Below are 18,027 nucleotides of genomic sequence, written 5' to 3'. Positions count from 1 at the left end.
ATTGTCCAATCAGGAGTCAGCAAGAACATTGAGCCAGAGAGTCGCGGCGGGCCTGAAAGCCTGGCGCTTTGGCTCTGTGCTGGGTGTGTTTCTGGTTGTTGTGCTGGCCCTTGGATGGCGTCTGGTTGATCTGCATGTTGTGGATAACGATTTTCTGCGCAAGCAGGGTGACGTGCGCACGATTCGCGTAGAGACCATTGACGCCCACCGTGGCGTAGTGACCGATCGTTATGGTGAGCCCCTGGCTGTAAGTACCCCGGTTCAGACACTCTGGGCCAACCCTTCCGAGACCGATCCCGCCGAGCCACGCCTGACCAATCTGGCTCGGGTGCTGGACATCAGTGAAGCCAGGCTGCGGGAGCGGCTGGCAACATACGCTGGCCGCGAATTCATTTATCTGCGCAGAAAGGTGCAGCCCGGGCTGGCTGCAAAAGCGATGGAGTTGGATATTCCCGGTATCTACACGCGGCAGGAATATCGCCGTTATTATCCTGCGGGCGAGGTGACATCGCATATCGTCGGGTTTACCAACATCGACGAGCGTGGCCAGGAAGGCTTGGAACTGGCTTATAACGATTGGCTATCTGGTGAGTCGGGACGCAAACGTGTTCTGAAGGATAATCGGGGGCGGATCATCAAGGATCTGGCGCTGATCCGTGATGCGGCTCCTGGTCACAATCTTGAACTCAGCATAGATCTGCGCCTGCAGTATCTGGCTTATCGCGAGCTGAAAGCTGTGGTTAGTGCGCATAAGGCCCGTGGCGGCACTCTTGTGATGCTGGACGTCGAGACAGGTGAAGTGCTCGCGATGGTCAATCAGGGGTCCTATAACCCCAACGATCGCAGCCAGTTCGCATCGGAAAATCTCCGCAACAAAGCCATTACTGATTTGTTTGAGCCCGGCTCAACCATGAAGCCCATCTCTATGGCAGCTGCGCTCGAATCCGGGCAATACACCGCGAATGAAACCATTGATACCTCACCAGGTTATCGGCGCTTCGGCAGGTTCACAATTCGCGACTACCGGAACTACGGCGTTATTAGCCTTACAGACATTATTGTGAAATCGAGCAACGTAGGTATCAGCAAGATCGCCACGGAACTAGGTGGTGACACGATTCGCAACCTCTACGCCCGCCTCGGGTTCGGTCAGCCAACTGGTATTGGATTTCCGGGAGAAGCTGTAGGGGTATTGCCAGCACCACCGAAGTGGCGCCCCTCCGAAGAAGCAACGCTCTCATACGGTTACGGAATGAGTGTGAACGCACTTCAGTTAGCTCAGGCCTATATGGTTATCGCCAATGGCGGTGTGCGTTACCCCCTAAGCCTGATGAAGCTGAACGAAAAGCCTATTGGTGAAAGGGTTCTTTCCGAGCGGGTAACAAGTGATGTTCGGGCAATGCTGGGAGAAGTGGTTTCCAGAGGTTCTGGCAAACGTGCTCAGCCTGGCTTTTATAGTGCCGGAGGCAAAACAGGAACGGTTCATCTGGTTGGTGCCCAAGGCTACGAAGACAGCCAGTACAAGGCAATTTTTGCCGGTATGGCCCCCATCGACAACCCAAGAATTGTCACAGTTGTAGCAGTGGATGCGCCGCAGTCAGGTGAATACTACGGCGGCGAAGTGGCCGCGCCAGTGTTTTCTCGGGTGATGAGCGATGCGCTGCGTCTGCTTAACGTAAAGCCTGAGCTGGAGGTTGGCGCAACAAGTCGGCAGCCGGTAAACATCGGGGCGAGGGGGTAGGCCTATGTGCATAACATCTCTCAGTACGTTGTTGCAGGGTATTGCGCCCGTGCCTTCTGTTTTCGATGTGACCATCCACGGGCTGCAAACGGATAGCCGTGAAGTTCGTTCCGGAGATGCATTTGTTGCTTTGGCAGGCGCAAAGACGCCGGCTGACCAGTATGTGGATCAAGCAATAGCGGCAGGCGCCACAGTTGTGCTTCTGGAAACGGAGAGCAGCGGCGAGTGCCAGGAATATCGGGGTGCATTGATTGTGCCTGTTCCGGAACTCCGACAACTACTGGGGAAAATTGCAGCCCGCTTTTACGAGCACCCTTCGCGCAGGCTGCGGTTGATCGGCGTTACCGGTACCAACGGAAAAACCTCGGTGAGCCATTACATCGCCCAGTTACTAGGCGCGGCAGACACGCCCTGTGGTGTTCTGGGGACTTTGGGTTACGGCATGCCCGGTTCCTTGCAGAAGGCCAGCCATACTACGCCTGACGCGGCTCAGATTAATCGTGCTTTGTCGGGCATTCTTGCCAGTGGCGGCCGCGCAGCAGCGATGGAAGTGTCTTCCCATGGTCTGGATCAAGGCAGAGTAGACGGCCTGGCAATAACCGGTGCCGTGTTTACCAATCTGACGCGGGACCATCTGGACTATCACGGTTCAATGGAGTCCTACGGTGCGACCAAGGCACGATTGTTCGAGCGTGAGGATGTGCACTTCTCGGTAATAAATTTTGATGATCCCTTTGGCCGTCAGCTCTATGAAAAGCTTGAAGGTAAGTGTGATCGCATTCGCTACAGCCTTCACGAATCCGAAGTCGAGCTGTGGCTGAAAGAATTTCGTCCCACAGATAACGGCTTTGATGCTGTGGTTGATGGCGAGTGGGGCGAATTTGGCTTTTCCGCGCCGCTGATGGGGAGTTTCAATGCCAGCAACGTGCTTGCGGCAATTGCAACGGTTATGACCCTGAACGTTACGGTTGAGCAGGTGCAGCAGGCGGTAAAGTTGTTAACACCGCCGCCCGGACGGCTTGAGCGTTTCTGTGGCGCAAGCGGCGTTCGCGCTGTGGTCGATTATGCGCACACACCCGATGCGCTTGCGAATGCTTTAGCGGCGCTGCGGCCTCATGTAACAGGCAAGCTGATCTGTGTATTTGGTTGCGGTGGCGACCGGGACAGCGGCAAGCGGCCTGAAATGGCGAAAGAAGCTGAAAAGTGCGCCGATGTCATTATCGTTACAGACGACAACCCGCGGACAGAAAGCCCGGTAGAGATTGTGCGGGACATTCTGGCGGGCTTCTCCCGGCCGGAAGCCGCAACAGTCATTCACGATCGGGCCGAGGCAATTCGCACAGCCATTAGCATGTCAGCGCCAGATGACCTGGTTCTTGTTGCAGGTAAAGGCCACGAATCATGGCAAGAGATAGCGGGTCAGAAGCTCCCGTTCAGCGATGCAAATCATGTACGCCAATGCTTGAATATTGAGGGGGCAGACCTATGATGCGCGCCTTCTCTATTGCTGAGGCTGTGTGTTTTACCAGCGCAAAGTGTGTGTCGCAGGGGCTGGATGCGGTTCAGTTCACTGGCGTGTCCACAGACACGCGCGTATTGAAAGCAGGTGAGCTATTTGTCGCCCTGCGCGGTGACAACTTTGATGGCCACAAATTTTTACAGGCTGCGCAGAAGCTGGGTGCCAGTGCTGCCGTGGTTGATACGCCGGCTGATAGCGGTCCCGGTATGCCTCAGTTGGTTGTGGCGGACACCGTTGAAGCACTGGGGGCTCTGGCCGCCGGCAATCGTAATGAAAGCGACGCGAAGCTGGTTGCTATTACCGGTAGCAGTGGCAAAACCACCGTTAAAGAACTGGTCGCTGCCATTCTGGCGCGTATGGGGGAAACCCTTGCGACCCGCGGCAATCTGAACAATCACATTGGTGTGCCCTTGACCCTGTTCGGCCTGGAGCCCAGGCACGAATATGGTGTTGTTGAATTAGGTGCCAGCGGGATTGGTGAAATCGCCCATACCGTTGCAATGACCAAACCTCAGGTTGTGATTCTCACGAATGCGGGGGAAGCTCACCTCGAGGGCTTTGGCAGTTACGAGAATATCGTGCAGGCCAAGGGCGAAATTATCGAAGGCGTTAGCGATGCGGGTCTGGTGGTTCTGAACCGGGATGACCCTGCGTTTGAACAGTGGCTTGCCCGAGCCGGGAACCGACGGGTTGTCAGTGTCAGCCGCTTGGGGCACTCCGAGGCAGACTACAGCGCAGCTGTCGAACCAAAGCAAAGTCTGCAGGCGGAAGTTGTGTGTGCAGGGCCTGACGGATGGGGGCTCACGTTCCTGTTGCCCCTCGAAGGTGAACACAACGTAACCAACGCTCTGCTGGCGATTGCAGCAGCCCGTGAGCTGGGTGCAACGGATTCGGCAATCAAAGACGGTTTGGCCGGGGTCCAGCCAGCATGTGGGCGCCTCCAGGTAGTCAATCTTCCGGGAGAATTGTCAGTTATTGATGACAGTTACAACGCAAACCCGGCCTCCATGAAAGCAGCGTTGGGTGTTCTGGCAAAGCGCCAAGGCGCGCATATTGCGGTTTTAGGAGCGATGGGCGAGCTCGGGCCAACCGCTCGCGAACTTCACCGTGAAGTGGGTGCCTTTGCTTCGGAGTTGGGCATTGCCCGCCTGGTAACGGTAGGTCCCGGCTGCGAAGGCTACGCCGAGGGTTTTGGTGAAGCGACAGAGATGTATGAAACACACGATGAGGCCGTGCAGGTCATTTATCGGGCTAAAGAGCGGCCAATGACCGTGCTGGTTAAAGGGTCCAGAAGTTCCGCCATGGATCTCGTGGCGGATGGAATTATAAACAAGGTGAATAAAGCATGTTGCTCTGGCTGACAGGGGTTCTTTCAGACTATTTTTCGGCGCTGACGGTGTTTCAGTACCTGACCGTGCGCGGAATTCTGGGCACGTTAACCGCGCTCCTGATCTCTTTGCTTATCGGACCAGTGATGATCCGCAAACTGAGTCAGTATCAGATTGGTCAGGCGATTCGTGATGATGGTCCCCAGACACACCTCAGTAAAGCTGGAACGCCAACCATGGGCGGCGCGCTGATCCTGGTCTCTATCGGCATCAGCACATTGTTGTGGGCGGACCTGTCCAACCGTTATGTATGGGTGACGTTGCTGGTTACCTTGCTGTTCGGCGCTATTGGCTGGGTGGATGATTACCGGAAAGTGGTTGAGCGCAACCCTCGTGGCCTGCCTGCACGGTGGAAGTACTTCTGGCAGTCTTTGATTGGTGCAGCCGCAGCCATAGTGTTGTACTTCAGTTCCGCTTTGCCCCAGGAAACCTCGTTGTACCTGCCATTTCTTAAAAATGTGTCACTGACCCTCGGGCCGGTGCTCTTTATCCTGCTTACTTATTTTGTGATTGTCGGTAGCAGCAACGCGGTGAACCTGACAGATGGTCTGGATGGCCTCGCAATCATGCCCACCGTCATGGTTGCAGGTGCCTTGGGCATTTTCGCCTACGTATCCGGCAACGTGCAGTTCGCAAATTATCTGCTGATCCCGCACTTGCCGGGTACCGGCGAACTGATTGTCTTTTGCGGGGCCCTCGTGGGCGCCGGTCTTGGCTTCCTCTGGTTTAACACTTATCCCGCCCAAGTATTCATGGGTGACGTTGGTGCCTTGGCCCTGGGTGCAGCTTTGGGTGTGGTCGCAGTGATCGTGCGCCAGGAAATCATTCTTTTCATCATGGGCGGCGTGTTTGTGATGGAAACAGTGTCAGTGATCCTTCAGGTTGCCTCGTTCCGGCTGACTGGTCGCCGGATATTCCGGATGGCACCACTGCATCATCATTTTGAACTTAAAGGATGGCCAGAACCGCGTGTGATTGTGCGTTTCTGGGTCATCACTGTAATTCTCGTTCTGATTGGCTTGTCCAGTCTGAAATTACGATAGGAAGCCGGACTGATTATGAGTGTCATCACTTCAGATCGTCGCACACTGGTAGTAGGGCTCGGTAAAACCGGGCTCTCCTGCGTGCGCTATCTGACTGCGCAGGGGCGAGAGGTTGCCGTGGCGGATAGCCGCGAAGCGCCGCCGTGCCTGGATGACCTTCGTGCCGGGTGGCCTGATGTTTCTGTCCATCTTGGATCGTTCAGCCCCGAACTATTTGCGGGGTTCAACGAACTGATCGTAAGCCCGGGAATCAGCATTGCTGAGCCGGCTGTAGCCTACGCCGCTGAGCAGGGCGCGCGCATACGGGGCGATATTGATCTGTTTGCTGAGGCTGCCGACGCACCTGTTGTGGCCATAACAGGTTCCAACGGCAAAACCACTGTTACCACTTTATTGGGTGAGATGGCTCGTTCTGCGGGTCGCAAGGTTCAGGTTGGCGGAAACATCGGCACACCGGCACTGGATTTGCTGGGCCTGGGCGCCGACTTGTACGTGCTTGAACTCTCCAGCTTTCAGTTGGAAACCACTACAGGTCTGAATGCGCTGGCGGCAACCGTGCTGAATGTCAGTGATGATCATCTGGATCGCTATCCGGACAAGATGGCTTATTTCCAGGCAAAGCAACGAATCTTCCAGGGCTGCAAGAACGCTATCGTGAACCTGGACGATGCGCTCAGCACTCCCATGGCGCGGGACAACCTGCGGTTTGTGTGTTTTGGCTTTAATCGGGTGAACCCGCAAACGTTCAGTACCCGGGAAGACGATCAGGGCCTATGGCTGACCTTCGGCTTCGATAACCTGCTCAATGCCAGCGAGCTGAAACTGATGGGCTGGCACAACCTCAGCAACGTAATGGCTGCGTTGGCACTTGGGCAGGCCGCGGGACTGCCAATGGACATCATGTTGGATAGCGCGCGGAACTTCAGTGGGTTGCCGCACCGCTGTGAGCTTGTGCGCAGGCTTGCAGGCGTGGATTACATCAATGACTCCAAGGGCACGAATGTTGGAGCCACCGTCGCCGCCATAAAAAGCCTGGTGCCGGAAGGCGAAGGGAAACTCGTGCTGATTGCTGGTGGAGAAGGCAAGGGTGCCGAGTTTACAGAGCTGGCGGCCCCCGTCAGTGACGGTTGCCGCGCGGTTGTATTGATTGGCCGCGATGCAGATCGTATTGCTGGGGCTCTGGCCTCCGAGACGCCGGTATACCGGGCCGAAACCTTGAAGGCTGCGGTGGAAAAATCTGCCGAGCTTGCGCAGCAAGGCGATCGGGTACTCTTTTCCCCCGCTTGCGCGAGCTTCGATATGTTTGCGGACTATATGGATCGTGGTGAGCAATTCCGCACCCAGGTCCAATCACTGCGGGAGGTGAACTGATGCAGTTAGGGCTATCAGCAGCACCCGTAAGGACCCAATGGTTGGGCGAAATTCAGCCCCTGCCGGTTCTGGTTATCAGCTCGGTCGCCTTGCTGATTATCGGGGTTGTGATGATTTCCTCTGCTTCCATGGACCTGGCAGTAGAGACCATGGGCAATGGTTATCACTATGTGATTCGCCAACTTATGTTTGCAGTCATGGGCTGCATGCTGGCGCTGGTGTCGGTCAATGTACCAGTGGCCTGGTGGGAGCGCAGCGGCTGGTTGTTGCTCGGAATAGGCCTGCTGGTGCTGGTTCTGGTTCTTACGCCTCTGGGCCGCACCGTGAACGGTTCTACGCGCTGGATCCCCTTTGGGCTATTCAACGTGCAGGTGTCGGAAGTGGCAAAGCTATGCCTGATTGCATACCTGGCCGGCTACGTTGTAAGGCGCCGCGATGAGTTGCTGAATACCTGGCCGGGCTTTTTGAAGCCGCTGGTCGTTCTTGGCGTGGCATCTGCCTTGTTGGTTATTCAGCCTGACTTTGGGGCGACAGTGGTTCTGGTGACCGCAGCTGCGGGCATGATTTTCCTTAGCGGTGTGCGGCTTAGCCGGTTTGTACCGCTGATCGCCATTCTGGTGGTGCTTGGGGTGATTCTGGTACTGACGCAGCCCTACCGGCTGAAGCGCGTAGTGAGTTACCTCGACCCCTGGAAAGATCAGTTCGACAGCGGCTACCAGCTAACACAGTCATTGATTGCTTTTGGTCGCGGCGACTGGAGTGGCGTTGGCCTCGGAAACTCAATACAGAAGCTGTTCTTCCTGCCGGAGGCTCATACAGACTTTATTTTCGCCATCATCGCGGAAGAGTTCGGGCTGATTGGCTCACTGATCGTGCTGGGGCTGTTTACTGTGCTGGTTGTAACCGGATTCGTGATTGCACGGCGGGCAGAAAAGGCAGATATGCCGTTTGGTGCCTGCTTCGCCTACGGCATCACATTGCTGATCGGCTTGCAGGCCGGAATCAACATGGCAGTCAGTACCGGATTGCTTCCCACCAAAGGGCTGACCTTGCCGTTGGTGAGTTATGGCGGCTCCAGCTTGATGATCAGCTGTGTGTGTATCGGCATTCTCGCTCGGGTTGAAATGGAACGGCTGGATAAGGAAAAGCAGGCTTCGGAAAAGACGGCCCCCCGGAAGCGAGGAGGTGCGCGCTATGAATGAACCTCGCCGCTTTCTGATGATGGCTGGAGGCACTGGTGGCCACGTGTTTCCAGCACTTGCCACGGCACGGGCACTCGAAGCCAAGGGGCATGAAGTGCACTGGCTGGGTGCTGTCGGCGGCATGGAGGAACGGTTGATTTCTGACACTGGCATACCTATGTCGTTGATCCACATTTCGGGGCTCCGGGGAAAAGGCAAGCTTGCTTTGCTGGCAGCGCCGTTCCGCCTGATGCGTGCGCTGGGTGAAGCGTTCACCATCATGCGCCGCATTCGCCCGGATTGTGTGGTTGGCATGGGTGGGTTTGTGACTGGCCCTGGAGGCTTGGCAGCCTGGCTTACGAAAACGCCGCTAGTGATTCATGAGCAGAATGCCATTGCAGGAATGACCAACCGGATTCTGGTGCGGTTTTCAAAAACAGTGCTGGAAGCCTTCCCGGGAAGTTTTGGAACAGACGTGGTCACCCGGTGTACCGGTAATCCGGTGCGGGAAGATCTGGCGACCTTAGCGTCCCCGGAAGAAAGAATGGCCGGGCGCTCGAACGAATCCGGAGATCAGAACAATTCGCTGCGAATTCTGGTGATCGGTGGCAGTTTGGGTGCCCAGGTGTTCAATCAGCAATTGCCAGAAGCCCTGGCAATGCTGCCAGAACAGGAGCGACCACAGGTGCGGCATCAGTGTGGGGAACGACATCTTGAAGATGCCCGCGCCTCTTATGAGCAGCACGGCGTGAGTGCCGATGTTGAACCGTTTATTAAGGATATGGCGGAAGCCTACGGTTGGGCCGACGTAGTGTTGTGCCGCGCTGGCGCACTGACGGTATCTGAATTGTGTGCCGCAGGAATCGGCGCAGTGCTGGTGCCATTCCCCCATGCGGTGGACGATCATCAAACGAAAAATGGTCAGCAATTGGTGAGTGCCAAAGCGGCCATCCTGATACCACAGTCACGGCTTACACCGGCCGTGCTGGCAGAAACCCTTGGCGACCTTGCCGGGGATCGCGCCCGAGTCATGGAAATGGCTAAGGCTGCACATACTTTGGCTCGCCCCGATGCAACGGAGCGAGTCGTAAATTATTGCCTGGAGGCCGCTAATGGCTGATACAAACAATCCGCCGCTTGCTTTTCAAGTACCGGAAATGCGCCGGATTCGCCACATTCACTTTGTGGGTATCGGTGGTGCCGGCATGAGTGGCATTGCAGAAGTGCTGAAAAACCAGGGCTACGACGTGTCTGGCTCAGACATCAAACAAGGTGTAGTTACAGATCGTCTCAAAGCCATGGGCATTGAGATTCACATTGGCCACCGTGAGGAAAACAGCGCTAAGGCCGACGTGGTTGTAGTGTCGTCTGCTGTTGCATCTGACAACCCCGAGATGGTTTCGGCCCGCAGTCGGCGGGTGCCTATTGTGCCCCGTGCTGAAATGCTGGCGGAAATCATGCGTTACCGCCACGGCATTGCCGTAGCCGGAACCCATGGCAAAACCACTACAACCAGCCTGATTGCGTCGGTGCTGGGTGAAGCCGGGCTTGATCCCACTTTCGTGATCGGCGGCAAACTGAACAGTGCAGGTACCAATGCCAAGCTGGGTGGGTCCCGATATCTGGTTGCTGAAGCGGATGAGAGCGATGCCTCCTTTCTGCACCTGACGCCGACCGTGTCAGTGGTCACCAACATCGAAGCCGATCATATGGACACCTACGACGGCGACGTGGAAAAGCTTAAACAAACGTTTGTGGATTTCCTTCATAACCTGCCTTTTTACGGATTGGCTGTGATGTGCGTGGATGATCCCTATGTGAACGAAATCATCCCCCGAATCTCCCGTGCCATCATCACCTATGGCATCAGTAACCAGGATGCAGATTATCGGGCTGAGAATATTGTTTCTGATGGTTTGAGAACTCATTTCGTGGTGAAACGCCCCGGCGGCCGAAGCGACCTTACTGTGGAACTCAAAATGCCCGGGCGGCACAACGTTCTGAACGCCTTGGCCGTGATCGCTGTGGCGACGGATGACGGTATTGCAGATGAAGCAATTTGTCGCGGGCTGGCAGCCTTTGCCGGCGTTGGCCGCCGCTTTCAGGTTTACGGCGATTACAAAATACCCAAAGGCACCATCACTCTGGTGGACGACTATGGACACCACCCTACAGAGGTCGAGGCAGTCATTCGTGCTGCTCAGGGTGCCTGGCCCGGGCGTCGCATAGTGATGCTGTACCAGCCCCACAGATTCAGCCGGACTCGTGACTTGTATGAGGACTTTGTTCGAGTGTTGTCGGAGGTTGATGGTCTGCTGCTGATGGATGTGTACTCTGCCGGAGAAACTGCAGTTCCTGGTGCCGACAGCAGGGCCTTGTGCCGCAGCATAAGGCAGCGGGGCAAGATAGAACCTCTATTTGTCGAAGATAACCGTGAGATTGAGGGTTTGCTGTCCAACGTTTTGCAAGACGGCGATCTTTTGATTACCCAGGGTGCTGGGGACATTGGCGGGATAGCGATCCGGTTGGCGGCGCAAGGAGTTGTTTCAGGTGAGTGATATGCAGCATCCCGGAATACCGGCGTATCAGGCCGATCCAGAGGTGGTTAAGGCGCTTGGGCGCGTCGCTGTTTTTATGGGCGGGGACTCGGCTGAGCGGGATGTCTCCCTCAAAAGTGGCAAGGCGGTTCTCGCAGCTCTGATTTCTGCGGGCGTAGATGCCTTTGCAATGGATGTTCAGGGGTGTCTTCTGAAGACTGCAGAAAATCCGGACTTTGACCGGGTCTTCATTGCCCTGCATGGCCGTGGCGGAGAAGACGGAACCCTGCAAGCCATTCTTGCTCAGGCGGGAATTCCTTATACCGGCAGTGAGGTAATGGCTTCCGCTCTGGCGATGGATAAATTGCGAACCAAGTACGTGTTTGCTGGCTGTGGTTTGCCAACACCGAAGTTCAGAACCATGACGGCAGCCAGTGACGCCGAACAGATTGTTCAAGCGTTGCGCATGCCTTTGAGTGTTAAGCCGTCAAGGGAAGGTTCCAGCATTGGAATCCGCAAAGTGAATACTGCTGCAGAGCTGGTAGAAGCCTACGAGGCTGCCGCCGCACTGGATACCCAAGTGTTGGTAGAAGAGTGGGTTGAAGGCCCTGAGTTTACGGTCAGCTTATTGCAGGACAAGGCTCTGCCGGCCATCGGCTTGAGCACCGATCACGTGTTCTACGACTATGACGCGAAATATCTGGCGGACGACACCCGTTATCGGATTCCCTGCGGTCTGTCGCCTCAGGATGAAGCGAAGTTGCAGAATCTTGCGCTGGAGGCATTCCGGGTCGTGGGCTGCCGCACTTGGGGCCGTGTAGACATCATGCAGGATGCAGAGGGTGAATTCTGGCTTCTGGAAGTCAACACAGTTCCGGGCATGACTGATCACAGCCTGGTGCCAATGGCGGCAAAAGCTGCTGGCATCAGTTTTGAAGAACTGGTTGTGAGGATTTTGCACGACACGTTGGAGGGAGCCGATGCTTGACACACTGCTAATCCGGAGCCGGGCGATACCGTCCGACCCTCCCCGGCGCCGGGGAGCAACAACCCTCGGCCCCGAGAAGGACCGGTTTGGAGTGTTAAAAGCAATTCTGGCTGCGGTGCCCTGGCTTCAGGCCGGTATGGGCATTGCGATTCTGCTAGCGGCGGGCCTTGTGCCTTGGGCAACGGGCAAAGTGCTGGGGGCCATGGATCAACAAATTCTGGCTATTGATGTGAATGGCGATTTTGTCGGCGATAGCCGCGTTGCCATTGAACGTCAGGCCGGCAACTGGATCGGTAAGAGCTACTTTTCGACGGATCTTTCGGACATCAAGGCAGATCTTGAAAGGCGCCCCTGGGTTGAAACCGTAGCGGTGCGACGCGTATGGCCGGATCGACTGGAAATTAACATCCGGGAGAAAAGGCCGCTGGCTTACTGGACGGACGGCCGCCTGGTTAGCCGCACTGGTGAGCTGTTCATGCCGCCAAACCCGGAAGTTGCGGGAAGGTTGCCACAGCTTGCGGGCCCCGATGAGCGGGTGCGTGATGTGATCGACATGGCGCGCACCATGAGTGACAAGTTGGTCGGGCACGGCCTGGGATTCGCAGGGCTTTCACTTGAACGGCGGGGTGCCTGGACGCTCAGTCTCTCAAATGGAATTGAAGTGGTACTCGGCCGGGATCAGGTCGCGAAGCGCTTTGAGCGCTTTATCACAGTGTACGAAAACCGGCTGATATCGCGGTCGGATGAAGTTAGCCGGGTAGATGCCCGTTACACCAATGGTGTGGCGGTTCAATGGAAGCAGGCGCAGGCTGCTTCCGGCCCGAAAACATAGAAACAGTAAATTCAGACCTACGGTTTGGTGGAACGCATGTCATCGGTTGAAACGGAAAACATGATTGTCGGCCTCGATATTGGAACCTCGAAAGTGGTTGCTATTGTCGGCAAACGCAAGATGGACGGAACCATTGAGGTGGTGGGTATTGGTTCCCATCCTTCCCGGGGTCTGAAGCGGGGTGTGGTGGTTAATATCGAAACCACGGTTCAGGCAATCCAGCGAGCGGTTGAGGAAGCCGAGCTGATGGCCGGTTGTCGCATTCATTCTGTGTATGCAGGGATTGCAGGCAGTCATATCAAGAGCCTCAACTCCCACGGCATCGTCGCTATTCGTGACCGGGAAGTGACTCAGGCTGACATCGACCGGGTTATAGACGCTGCACAGGCCGTCGCCATTCCTGCTGATCAGAAGATCCTGCACATTTTGCCGCAGGAATTTGTGATTGATAACCAGGAGGGCATCAAAGAGCCAATGGGTATGTCCGGTGTGCGTCTGGAGGCGAAGGTGCACCTGGTTACCTGTGCCGTCAACGCAGCCCAGAATATTGAAAAGTGCATTCGCCGCTGTGGTCTAGAAGCCGACGACATCATTCTGGAGCAGCTGGCGTCGAGCCACGCAATTCTCACAGATGACGAAAAAGAACTGGGTGTCTGTGTAGTGGATATGGGTGGCGGCACCACGGATATTGCCGTGTTCACCGGCGGGGCCATTCGCCACACCGCTGTTATTCCCATTGCTGGTGATCAAGTTACAAACGACATAGCCATGGCTCTGCGTACGCCCACGCAGAACGCAGAAGAAATCAAGATCAAGTATGCCTGTGCCTTGACTCAGCTGGCTGGCGCAGATGAAACCATCAAGGTGCCCAGCGTTGGCGACCGGGCACCGAGGGATCTCTCACGGCAAGCCTTGGCAGAAGTGGTAGAGCCCCGTTACGAGGAGCTGTTTACCCTCGTGCAATCAGAGCTGCGCCGTTCAGGATTTGAAGACATGATTCCGGCGGGAATCGTGATTACAGGCGGCTCCTCCACCATGGAAGGCGTGGTGGAGCTTGCTGAAGAAATTTTCCATATGCCGGTACGCTTGGCGTGTCCGCACGCAGTGTCCGGCATGACAGAAGTTGTTAATAACCCTATCTACGCCACCGGCGTGGGGTTATTGATTCATGGTTTCCGGCAGATGGATCTTGGCCGGGTACCGGTGCTCAAGGGTGAAGACGCACCCTCGCTGTTTGAGCGCATGAAAGCCTGGTTTACCGGTCATTTCTGACGGTTCCGGGAAGGCAGTAAACGAAGGTATCTCGAAAAATACAATCTCGAATTAACAGCCTGGAACAAGGCTGAAAACAGCACGAAGGGGAAGGGGAATGTTTGAACTAGTCGATAATGTCCAACAAAACGCTGTCATTAAGGTAATCGGTGTGGGCGGTGGTGGCGGTAACGCCGTACGGCACATGCTGAACAGTGACATTGAGGGTGTAGATTTTATCTGCGCCAACACAGATGCCCAGGCATTGGCTGGTATGGATGCACGCCAGATCATTCAGTTGGGCGGTAACATCACGAAAGGTCTGGGCGCAGGCGCGAATCCTGAAATCGGGCGGCAGTCTGCTCTGGAAGATCGCGACCGTATCGCCGAAGCCATCAAAGGCGCGGACATGGTGTTCATCACCGCAGGAATGGGTGGTGGCACGGGTACCGGTGCTGCACCTGTGGTTGCAGAAGTTGCGCGGGAAATGGGCATTCTGACCGTTGCCGTGGTAACCAAGCCGTTCAACTTTGAAGGCGGCAAGCGCATGAGCTTGGCCGTAGAAGGGCTCAGAGAGCTGGAAGAATGCGTTGACTCGCTGATTACCATCCCTAACGAAAAGCTGCTGGCGGTCCTGGGTAAAAAGACCAGCCTGCTGGACGCATTCGCTGCTGCGAACGACGTTCTGCTTGGGGCGGTTCAGGGTATTGCTGATCTGATTACCCGCAACGGTATGATCAACGTTGACTTTGCGGACGTTAAGACAGTCATGTCCGAGATGGGCATGGCAATGATGGGTACGGCAACCGCCACCGGTGAGAACCGTGCGCGGGAAGCTGCCGAAGCGGCCATCCGCAGCCCGCTGCTGGAAGACGTCAACTTGCAGGGTGCCAAGGGTATTCTGGTCAACATTACTGCCGGTATGGATCTGAACCTGGGCGAATTCTCCGAGGTTGGCGACATTGTGCGTGAGTTTGCATCCGATTCCGCTACCGTTGTTGTAGGTACCGTTATCGATCCGGAGATGACCGACGAGCTGAAGGTGACCGTGGTTGCCACAGGCCTGGGCGGAGACCGTGAAAAGCCTACCAAGGTGGTGGATAACACCCGCTCCCTGGACGGCAAAACAGATTACAAACAGCTGGATCGCCCAGCAATCCTGCGTCGCCGTGCGGTATCTCACGGTAATGTGGCGATTGATCAGAGCAAAGAAAGTGAAGAGCAGGGTGTCGACTATCTCGATATTCCCGCATTCCTTCGCAGACAGGCTGACTGATAATCTGTTGCAAATGACATCCGGTCTGGAGTGATTGTTGTAATCATCAATCACGAGCCCGGATAACGATACGCTGGCTGTTGCGGTCATGTTGTTTAAAATTTAAGCAATTTTGAGCCGCGCAAATGGCAATCAGTCGTATTTTTTGGTATTCTCGACACACAGTTTTGTTTAGAATATCGCCAATTTTTACGGAATAACGAACCGATGATCAGACAACGGACACTTAAAAACACGATCCGTGCTACCGGTGTCGGGCTGCACTCAGGGGAAAAGGTTTACCTTACCCTGAAGCCTGCGCCGATAGACTCGGGAATCATTTTCCGCCGCACCGATCTGGACCCAGTGGTCGAGATTCTGGCCTGCGCTGAAAATGTGGGTGAGACCATGCTGTCCACGACGCTGGTAAAAGACGGTGTCCGTGTGGCGACAATTGAGCATTTGTTGTCAGCCATGGCTGGTCTCGGTATCGATAACTGCTATGTGGAACTGAGCGCTGCAGAAGTGCCGATCATGGACGGTTCTGCCGGCCCATTCGTCTTTCTGCTGCAGTCTGCCGGCATTGCCGAGCAGGAAGCGGCCAAGCGATTCATTCGCATCAAGCGGGAAGTCACTGTTGAAGAAGGCGACAAGAAGGCTACCTTCCTGCCGTTTGAGGGCTTCAAGGTGAGCTTCGGCATCGACTTTGATCATCCGGTGTTCAAGGGCCGTGCCCAGACCGCGACGGTAGACTTTTCAAGCACGTCTTTCGTGAAGGAAGTCAGCCGCGCAAGAACTTTCGGGTTCATGCGTGACATTGAAAAGCTTCGAGCGATGAATCTGGCGCTAGGTGGCAGTGTAGATAACGCCATTGTGGTAGACGACTACAAAATCCTGAACGAAGACGGCCTTCGTTATGAGGATGAGTTCGTCAAGCACAAAGTACTGGACGCAATCGGTGATCTTTACCTGTTAGGCAATAGCCTGATTGGTGAATTCCGTGGCATCAAGTCCGGTCACGATCTGAATAATAAGCTGCTGCGCAAGCTCAGGGCGGAAGAGGATGCATGGGAAGTGGTAACCTTCGATAACGAAGAGACCGCACCTATCTCCTATATGAAACCTGTGCTGGCGGTGCCGGCTTAAGGCTGGATGCCTTAATCCCGTACGTGGCTTGCGAGTTTTTCGAGAACCTCGCGTAGTTTTTTATCCTTCGTGTGCCCGGCTTCCTCTTTGAGGAGCTGGGCATTTTCTTTACTAAGCGTCAGTTTTTTCGCCGGTGGTTTTTCGTTAAACCTTGGTGGTACTACCTTTACTTTGAGTTTCCACACGAACCGGAACAGTTCGTTCTCCCGTAGTTTTTCCATGATCTCGTGCTGGCGGAAACGAATCTGGCTGGCCTTTCCGGCGCTTTCGGTAGAGAGGGTTAGTTCTCCTTCCAGGCAGCAGACAAATCGGGTGCCGGGCGCCAGTGTTGGCGGTAAAGAGGCAATAACCTCCTCTTCTGCCTTGCGGTGAGTGTTGGCTTTTGCGACCAGATCGCGCAGGACCGGCGTTCTGCCCAGGTTGTCGAAGGTCATTTTTTGCTCATTTTTTCGTTTCATAAGGCGTTTTCTTCTCGACGACCACGATAACGATTGGTTACACTTCGGCACGCTTTGTGCGTAGCACCGGTGTTACTCTTGTTTTACCTTGTTGTAAATCAGTATGTCTACCGGGCGCTGCGATATATCAGTACGTAGTTGTTGCTAAGGATGGCAAACCCACTCGGATTATTCGGGGCCGCAACACTACAGGAGATGGTTGCGGTTCATTGATGAAATCAGAAAACACTATGAATATCATTCTTGTTGGCAAGAGTCACGGCAAGTCCCGCGTACTGGCGCTGAATAGCACGGTTGTTGTGGCTATGGCACTTGTTTGTGTTGCGCTGATAACAGCTGCAGGCTGGGCGGGATATAGCGTGGCGGAAAGTAAGGCTGAAGCGCGTGAGCCGACTGACTCCGAGCTTGTTGCGCATTGGCGGAGCAAACTGGGGGAGCAAAAAGTTGAACTTGCCGGTTTACAGCAGAATGTTCAGGACCAGGTAGATGCTCTGACCCTGCGCCTTGGTGAGATTCAGGGTCGTTTGTTGCGCCTTGATGCCTTGGGACAGCGCTTCGTGGAGTCTGGACTGGTTGCCAGCGATGAATTTGACTTTAATCAGCCAGCAGCGGTTGGTGGCCCGGAAGACTCGCATCCTGCAGATTCGTTCTCAGCACCCGATTTAACCCGGATGATTGATGAACTGGAGCGCAAAATGCTCGACCGCGAACAACAGTTGCGCCTCCTTGATCAAGTTTCCTCCCGCCAGAAGCTGGAGGATGAATTGTATCTGGAAGGCCGCCCTATCACTTGGGGTTGGTTGTCGTCGCGTTATGGCTACCGTTCAGACCCGTTTACTGGCAAGCGTACCTGGCACGCCGGGGTTGATCTGGCCGGAAAGGATGGCAGCGATATTATTTCTGTCGCTGGTGGTGTAGTGACCTATGCCTCGGAACGCCATGGCTACGGCAACCTGGTTGAAGTTGACCACGGTGATGGCTTGGTTACCCGCTACGCCCACAGCAAGACAATCAAGGTAAAAGTGGGTGACGTGGTTCAGAAGGGGCAGGTGCTTGCGCTGATGGGAAGCACTGGTCGCTCAACGGGTCCCCACGTGCATTTCGAGGTGATTCGTAACGGTAAAACAGAAAACCCCGAAACCTACATGAAAAGAGCCAGTCGTTAATTGCTCAGGTGTCGCCTGACGTTCGCTTAGCCCCCGCCAGCCTCATCAGGTTCTTTAGCTCCCGGTATTTGGCACAGGATAGCCGCATAACTTCGGCTATGTGAGCCCTGCCTTTTGTACTCCCGCAAAATAAGGTTAGAATGCCGGCTTC

At 55.3% G+C, this 18,027-nt stretch carries 14 protein-coding genes and 1 pseudogene; 14 read left to right on the top strand and 1 reads right to left on the bottom strand.

Going from position 1 to position 18,027, the window contains the following annotated elements:
- Nucleotide 1 precedes the first annotated feature (1 nt).
- The 13 genes and pseudogenes from FFI61_RS10795 to lpxC all read left to right on the top strand — a co-directional run bounded on the left by FFI61_RS10795 (nt 2) and on the right by lpxC (nt 16,252).
- On the top strand, nt 2–1,741 hold the full coding sequence (locus FFI61_RS10795) for a peptidoglycan D,D-transpeptidase FtsI family protein (protein WP_200370309.1): 1,740 nt from the start codon (nt 2–4) through the stop codon (nt 1,739–1,741).
- A gap of 4 nt (nt 1,742–1,745) precedes the next feature.
- Nucleotides 1,746–3,230 carry a UDP-N-acetylmuramoyl-L-alanyl-D-glutamate--2,6-diaminopimelate ligase gene (locus FFI61_RS10790; RefSeq protein ID WP_200370307.1) on the top strand — a complete coding sequence of 495 codons (1,485 nt, stop codon included), beginning with the start codon at nt 1,746–1,748 and terminating at the stop codon, nt 3,228–3,230.
- Nucleotides 3,227–4,621: a UDP-N-acetylmuramoyl-tripeptide--D-alanyl-D-alanine ligase gene (locus FFI61_RS10785; RefSeq protein ID WP_200370305.1), complete on the top strand. Its 1,395-nt coding sequence runs from the start codon at nt 3,227–3,229 to the stop codon at nt 4,619–4,621. The genes FFI61_RS10790 and FFI61_RS10785 overlap by 4 nt, the downstream gene beginning before the upstream one ends.
- Nucleotides 4,606–5,691 carry a phospho-N-acetylmuramoyl-pentapeptide-transferase gene (gene mraY / locus FFI61_RS10780; protein ID WP_200202080.1) on the top strand — a complete coding sequence of 362 codons (1,086 nt, stop codon included), beginning with the start codon at nt 4,606–4,608 and terminating at the stop codon, nt 5,689–5,691. Before FFI61_RS10785 ends, mraY begins: the two co-directional genes overlap by 16 nt.
- 15 nt (nt 5,692–5,706) lie before the next feature.
- Nucleotides 5,707–7,062, top strand: a complete 1,356-nt coding sequence (murD, locus tag FFI61_RS10775) for a UDP-N-acetylmuramoyl-L-alanine--D-glutamate ligase (protein WP_200370303.1) — start codon at nt 5,707–5,709, stop codon at nt 7,060–7,062.
- Nucleotides 7,062–8,264, top strand: a complete 1,203-nt coding sequence (gene ftsW, locus FFI61_RS10770; RefSeq protein ID WP_200370301.1) for a putative lipid II flippase FtsW — start codon at nt 7,062–7,064, stop codon at nt 8,262–8,264. The genes murD and ftsW overlap by 1 nt, the downstream gene beginning before the upstream one ends.
- The gene (murG, locus tag FFI61_RS10765; protein WP_200202077.1) at nt 8,257–9,363 is read left to right on the top strand and encodes an undecaprenyldiphospho-muramoylpentapeptide beta-N-acetylglucosaminyltransferase; all 1,107 of its coding nucleotides are present in this window, start codon (nt 8,257–8,259) and stop codon (nt 9,361–9,363) included. The genes ftsW and murG overlap by 8 nt, the downstream gene beginning before the upstream one ends.
- Entirely contained in the window at nt 9,356–10,801 is a 1,446-nt protein-coding gene (gene murC, locus FFI61_RS10760; protein ID WP_200370299.1) for a UDP-N-acetylmuramate--L-alanine ligase, read from the top strand. The genes murG and murC overlap by 8 nt, the downstream gene beginning before the upstream one ends.
- A gap of 1 nt (nt 10,802) precedes the next feature.
- A complete protein-coding gene (locus tag FFI61_RS10755) occupies nt 10,803–11,768 on the top strand; it encodes a D-alanine--D-alanine ligase (protein WP_200370359.1) in 966 nt (321 codons plus the stop codon).
- Nucleotides 11,761–12,600 carry a cell division protein FtsQ/DivIB gene (locus FFI61_RS10750; RefSeq protein ID WP_200202075.1) on the top strand — a complete coding sequence of 280 codons (840 nt, stop codon included), beginning with the start codon at nt 11,761–11,763 and terminating at the stop codon, nt 12,598–12,600. The genes FFI61_RS10755 and FFI61_RS10750 overlap by 8 nt, the downstream gene beginning before the upstream one ends.
- Before the next feature lie 36 nt (nt 12,601–12,636).
- Nucleotides 12,637–13,872, top strand: coding sequence for a cell division protein FtsA (ftsA, locus tag FFI61_RS10745; RefSeq protein ID WP_200202074.1), 1,236 nt, complete (start codon nt 12,637–12,639; stop codon nt 13,870–13,872).
- A 97-nt stretch (nt 13,873–13,969) separates the two neighbouring features.
- Nucleotides 13,970–15,011, top strand: a pseudogene (gene ftsZ / locus FFI61_RS10740) (cell division protein FtsZ); the annotation flags it as partial.
- Between the two features lie 323 nt (nt 15,012–15,334).
- On the top strand, nt 15,335–16,252 hold the full coding sequence (gene lpxC / locus FFI61_RS10735) for a UDP-3-O-acyl-N-acetylglucosamine deacetylase (protein WP_200370295.1): 918 nt from the start codon (nt 15,335–15,337) through the stop codon (nt 16,250–16,252).
- Nucleotides 16,253–16,263: 11 nt separating this feature from the next.
- Here lpxC and FFI61_RS10730 read toward each other — a convergent pair whose 3' ends face one another.
- The gene (locus tag FFI61_RS10730; RefSeq protein ID WP_200202071.1) at nt 16,264–16,710 is read right to left on the bottom strand and encodes a DciA family protein; all 447 of its coding nucleotides are present in this window, start codon (nt 16,708–16,710) and stop codon (nt 16,264–16,266) included.
- Between the two features lie 212 nt (nt 16,711–16,922).
- Here FFI61_RS10730 and FFI61_RS10725 point away from each other — a divergent pair, with 212 nt between their 5' ends.
- Nucleotides 16,923–17,876 carry a peptidoglycan DD-metalloendopeptidase family protein gene (locus FFI61_RS10725; protein WP_200370294.1) on the top strand — a complete coding sequence of 318 codons (954 nt, stop codon included), beginning with the start codon at nt 16,923–16,925 and terminating at the stop codon, nt 17,874–17,876.
- Nucleotides 17,877–18,027: the final 151 nt, after the last annotated feature.

The organism is Marinobacter sp. DY40_1A1 (assembly GCF_016597815.1).
In the GTDB taxonomy this organism is placed as follows: Bacteria; Pseudomonadota; Gammaproteobacteria; order Pseudomonadales; family Oleiphilaceae; genus Marinobacter; species Marinobacter xiaoshiensis.
This window is presented reverse-complemented; position numbering and strand designations above follow the sequence as displayed.

Bases quoted from the DNA above. Each gene is read 5' to 3' on its own strand.
- FFI61_RS10790 (WP_200370307.1), top strand. From the start codon at position 1,746: ATGTGCATAACATCTCTCAGTACGTTGTTGCAGGGTATTGCGCCCGTG.
- FFI61_RS10730 (WP_200202071.1), bottom strand. From the start codon at position 16,710: ATGAAACGAAAAAATGAGCAAAAAATGACCTTCGACAACCTGGGCAGA.
- FFI61_RS10725 (WP_200370294.1), top strand. From the start codon at position 16,923: ATGAAATCAGAAAACACTATGAATATCATTCTTGTTGGCAAGAGTCAC.
- ftsW (WP_200370301.1), top strand. From the start codon at position 7,062: ATGCAGTTAGGGCTATCAGCAGCACCCGTAAGGACCCAATGGTTGGGC.
- murC (WP_200370299.1), top strand. From the start codon at position 9,356: ATGGCTGATACAAACAATCCGCCGCTTGCTTTTCAAGTACCGGAAATG.
- murG (WP_200202077.1), top strand. From the start codon at position 8,257: ATGAATGAACCTCGCCGCTTTCTGATGATGGCTGGAGGCACTGGTGGC.
- FFI61_RS10755 (WP_200370359.1), top strand. From the start codon at position 10,803: ATGCAGCATCCCGGAATACCGGCGTATCAGGCCGATCCAGAGGTGGTT.
- murD (WP_200370303.1), top strand. From the start codon at position 5,707: ATGAGTGTCATCACTTCAGATCGTCGCACACTGGTAGTAGGGCTCGGT.
- mraY (WP_200202080.1), top strand. From the start codon at position 4,606: ATGTTGCTCTGGCTGACAGGGGTTCTTTCAGACTATTTTTCGGCGCTG.
- FFI61_RS10750 (WP_200202075.1), top strand. From the start codon at position 11,761: ATGCTTGACACACTGCTAATCCGGAGCCGGGCGATACCGTCCGACCCT.
- FFI61_RS10785 (WP_200370305.1), top strand. From the start codon at position 3,227: ATGATGCGCGCCTTCTCTATTGCTGAGGCTGTGTGTTTTACCAGCGCA.
- ftsA (WP_200202074.1), top strand. From the start codon at position 12,637: ATGTCATCGGTTGAAACGGAAAACATGATTGTCGGCCTCGATATTGGA.
- lpxC (WP_200370295.1), top strand. From the start codon at position 15,335: ATGATCAGACAACGGACACTTAAAAACACGATCCGTGCTACCGGTGTC.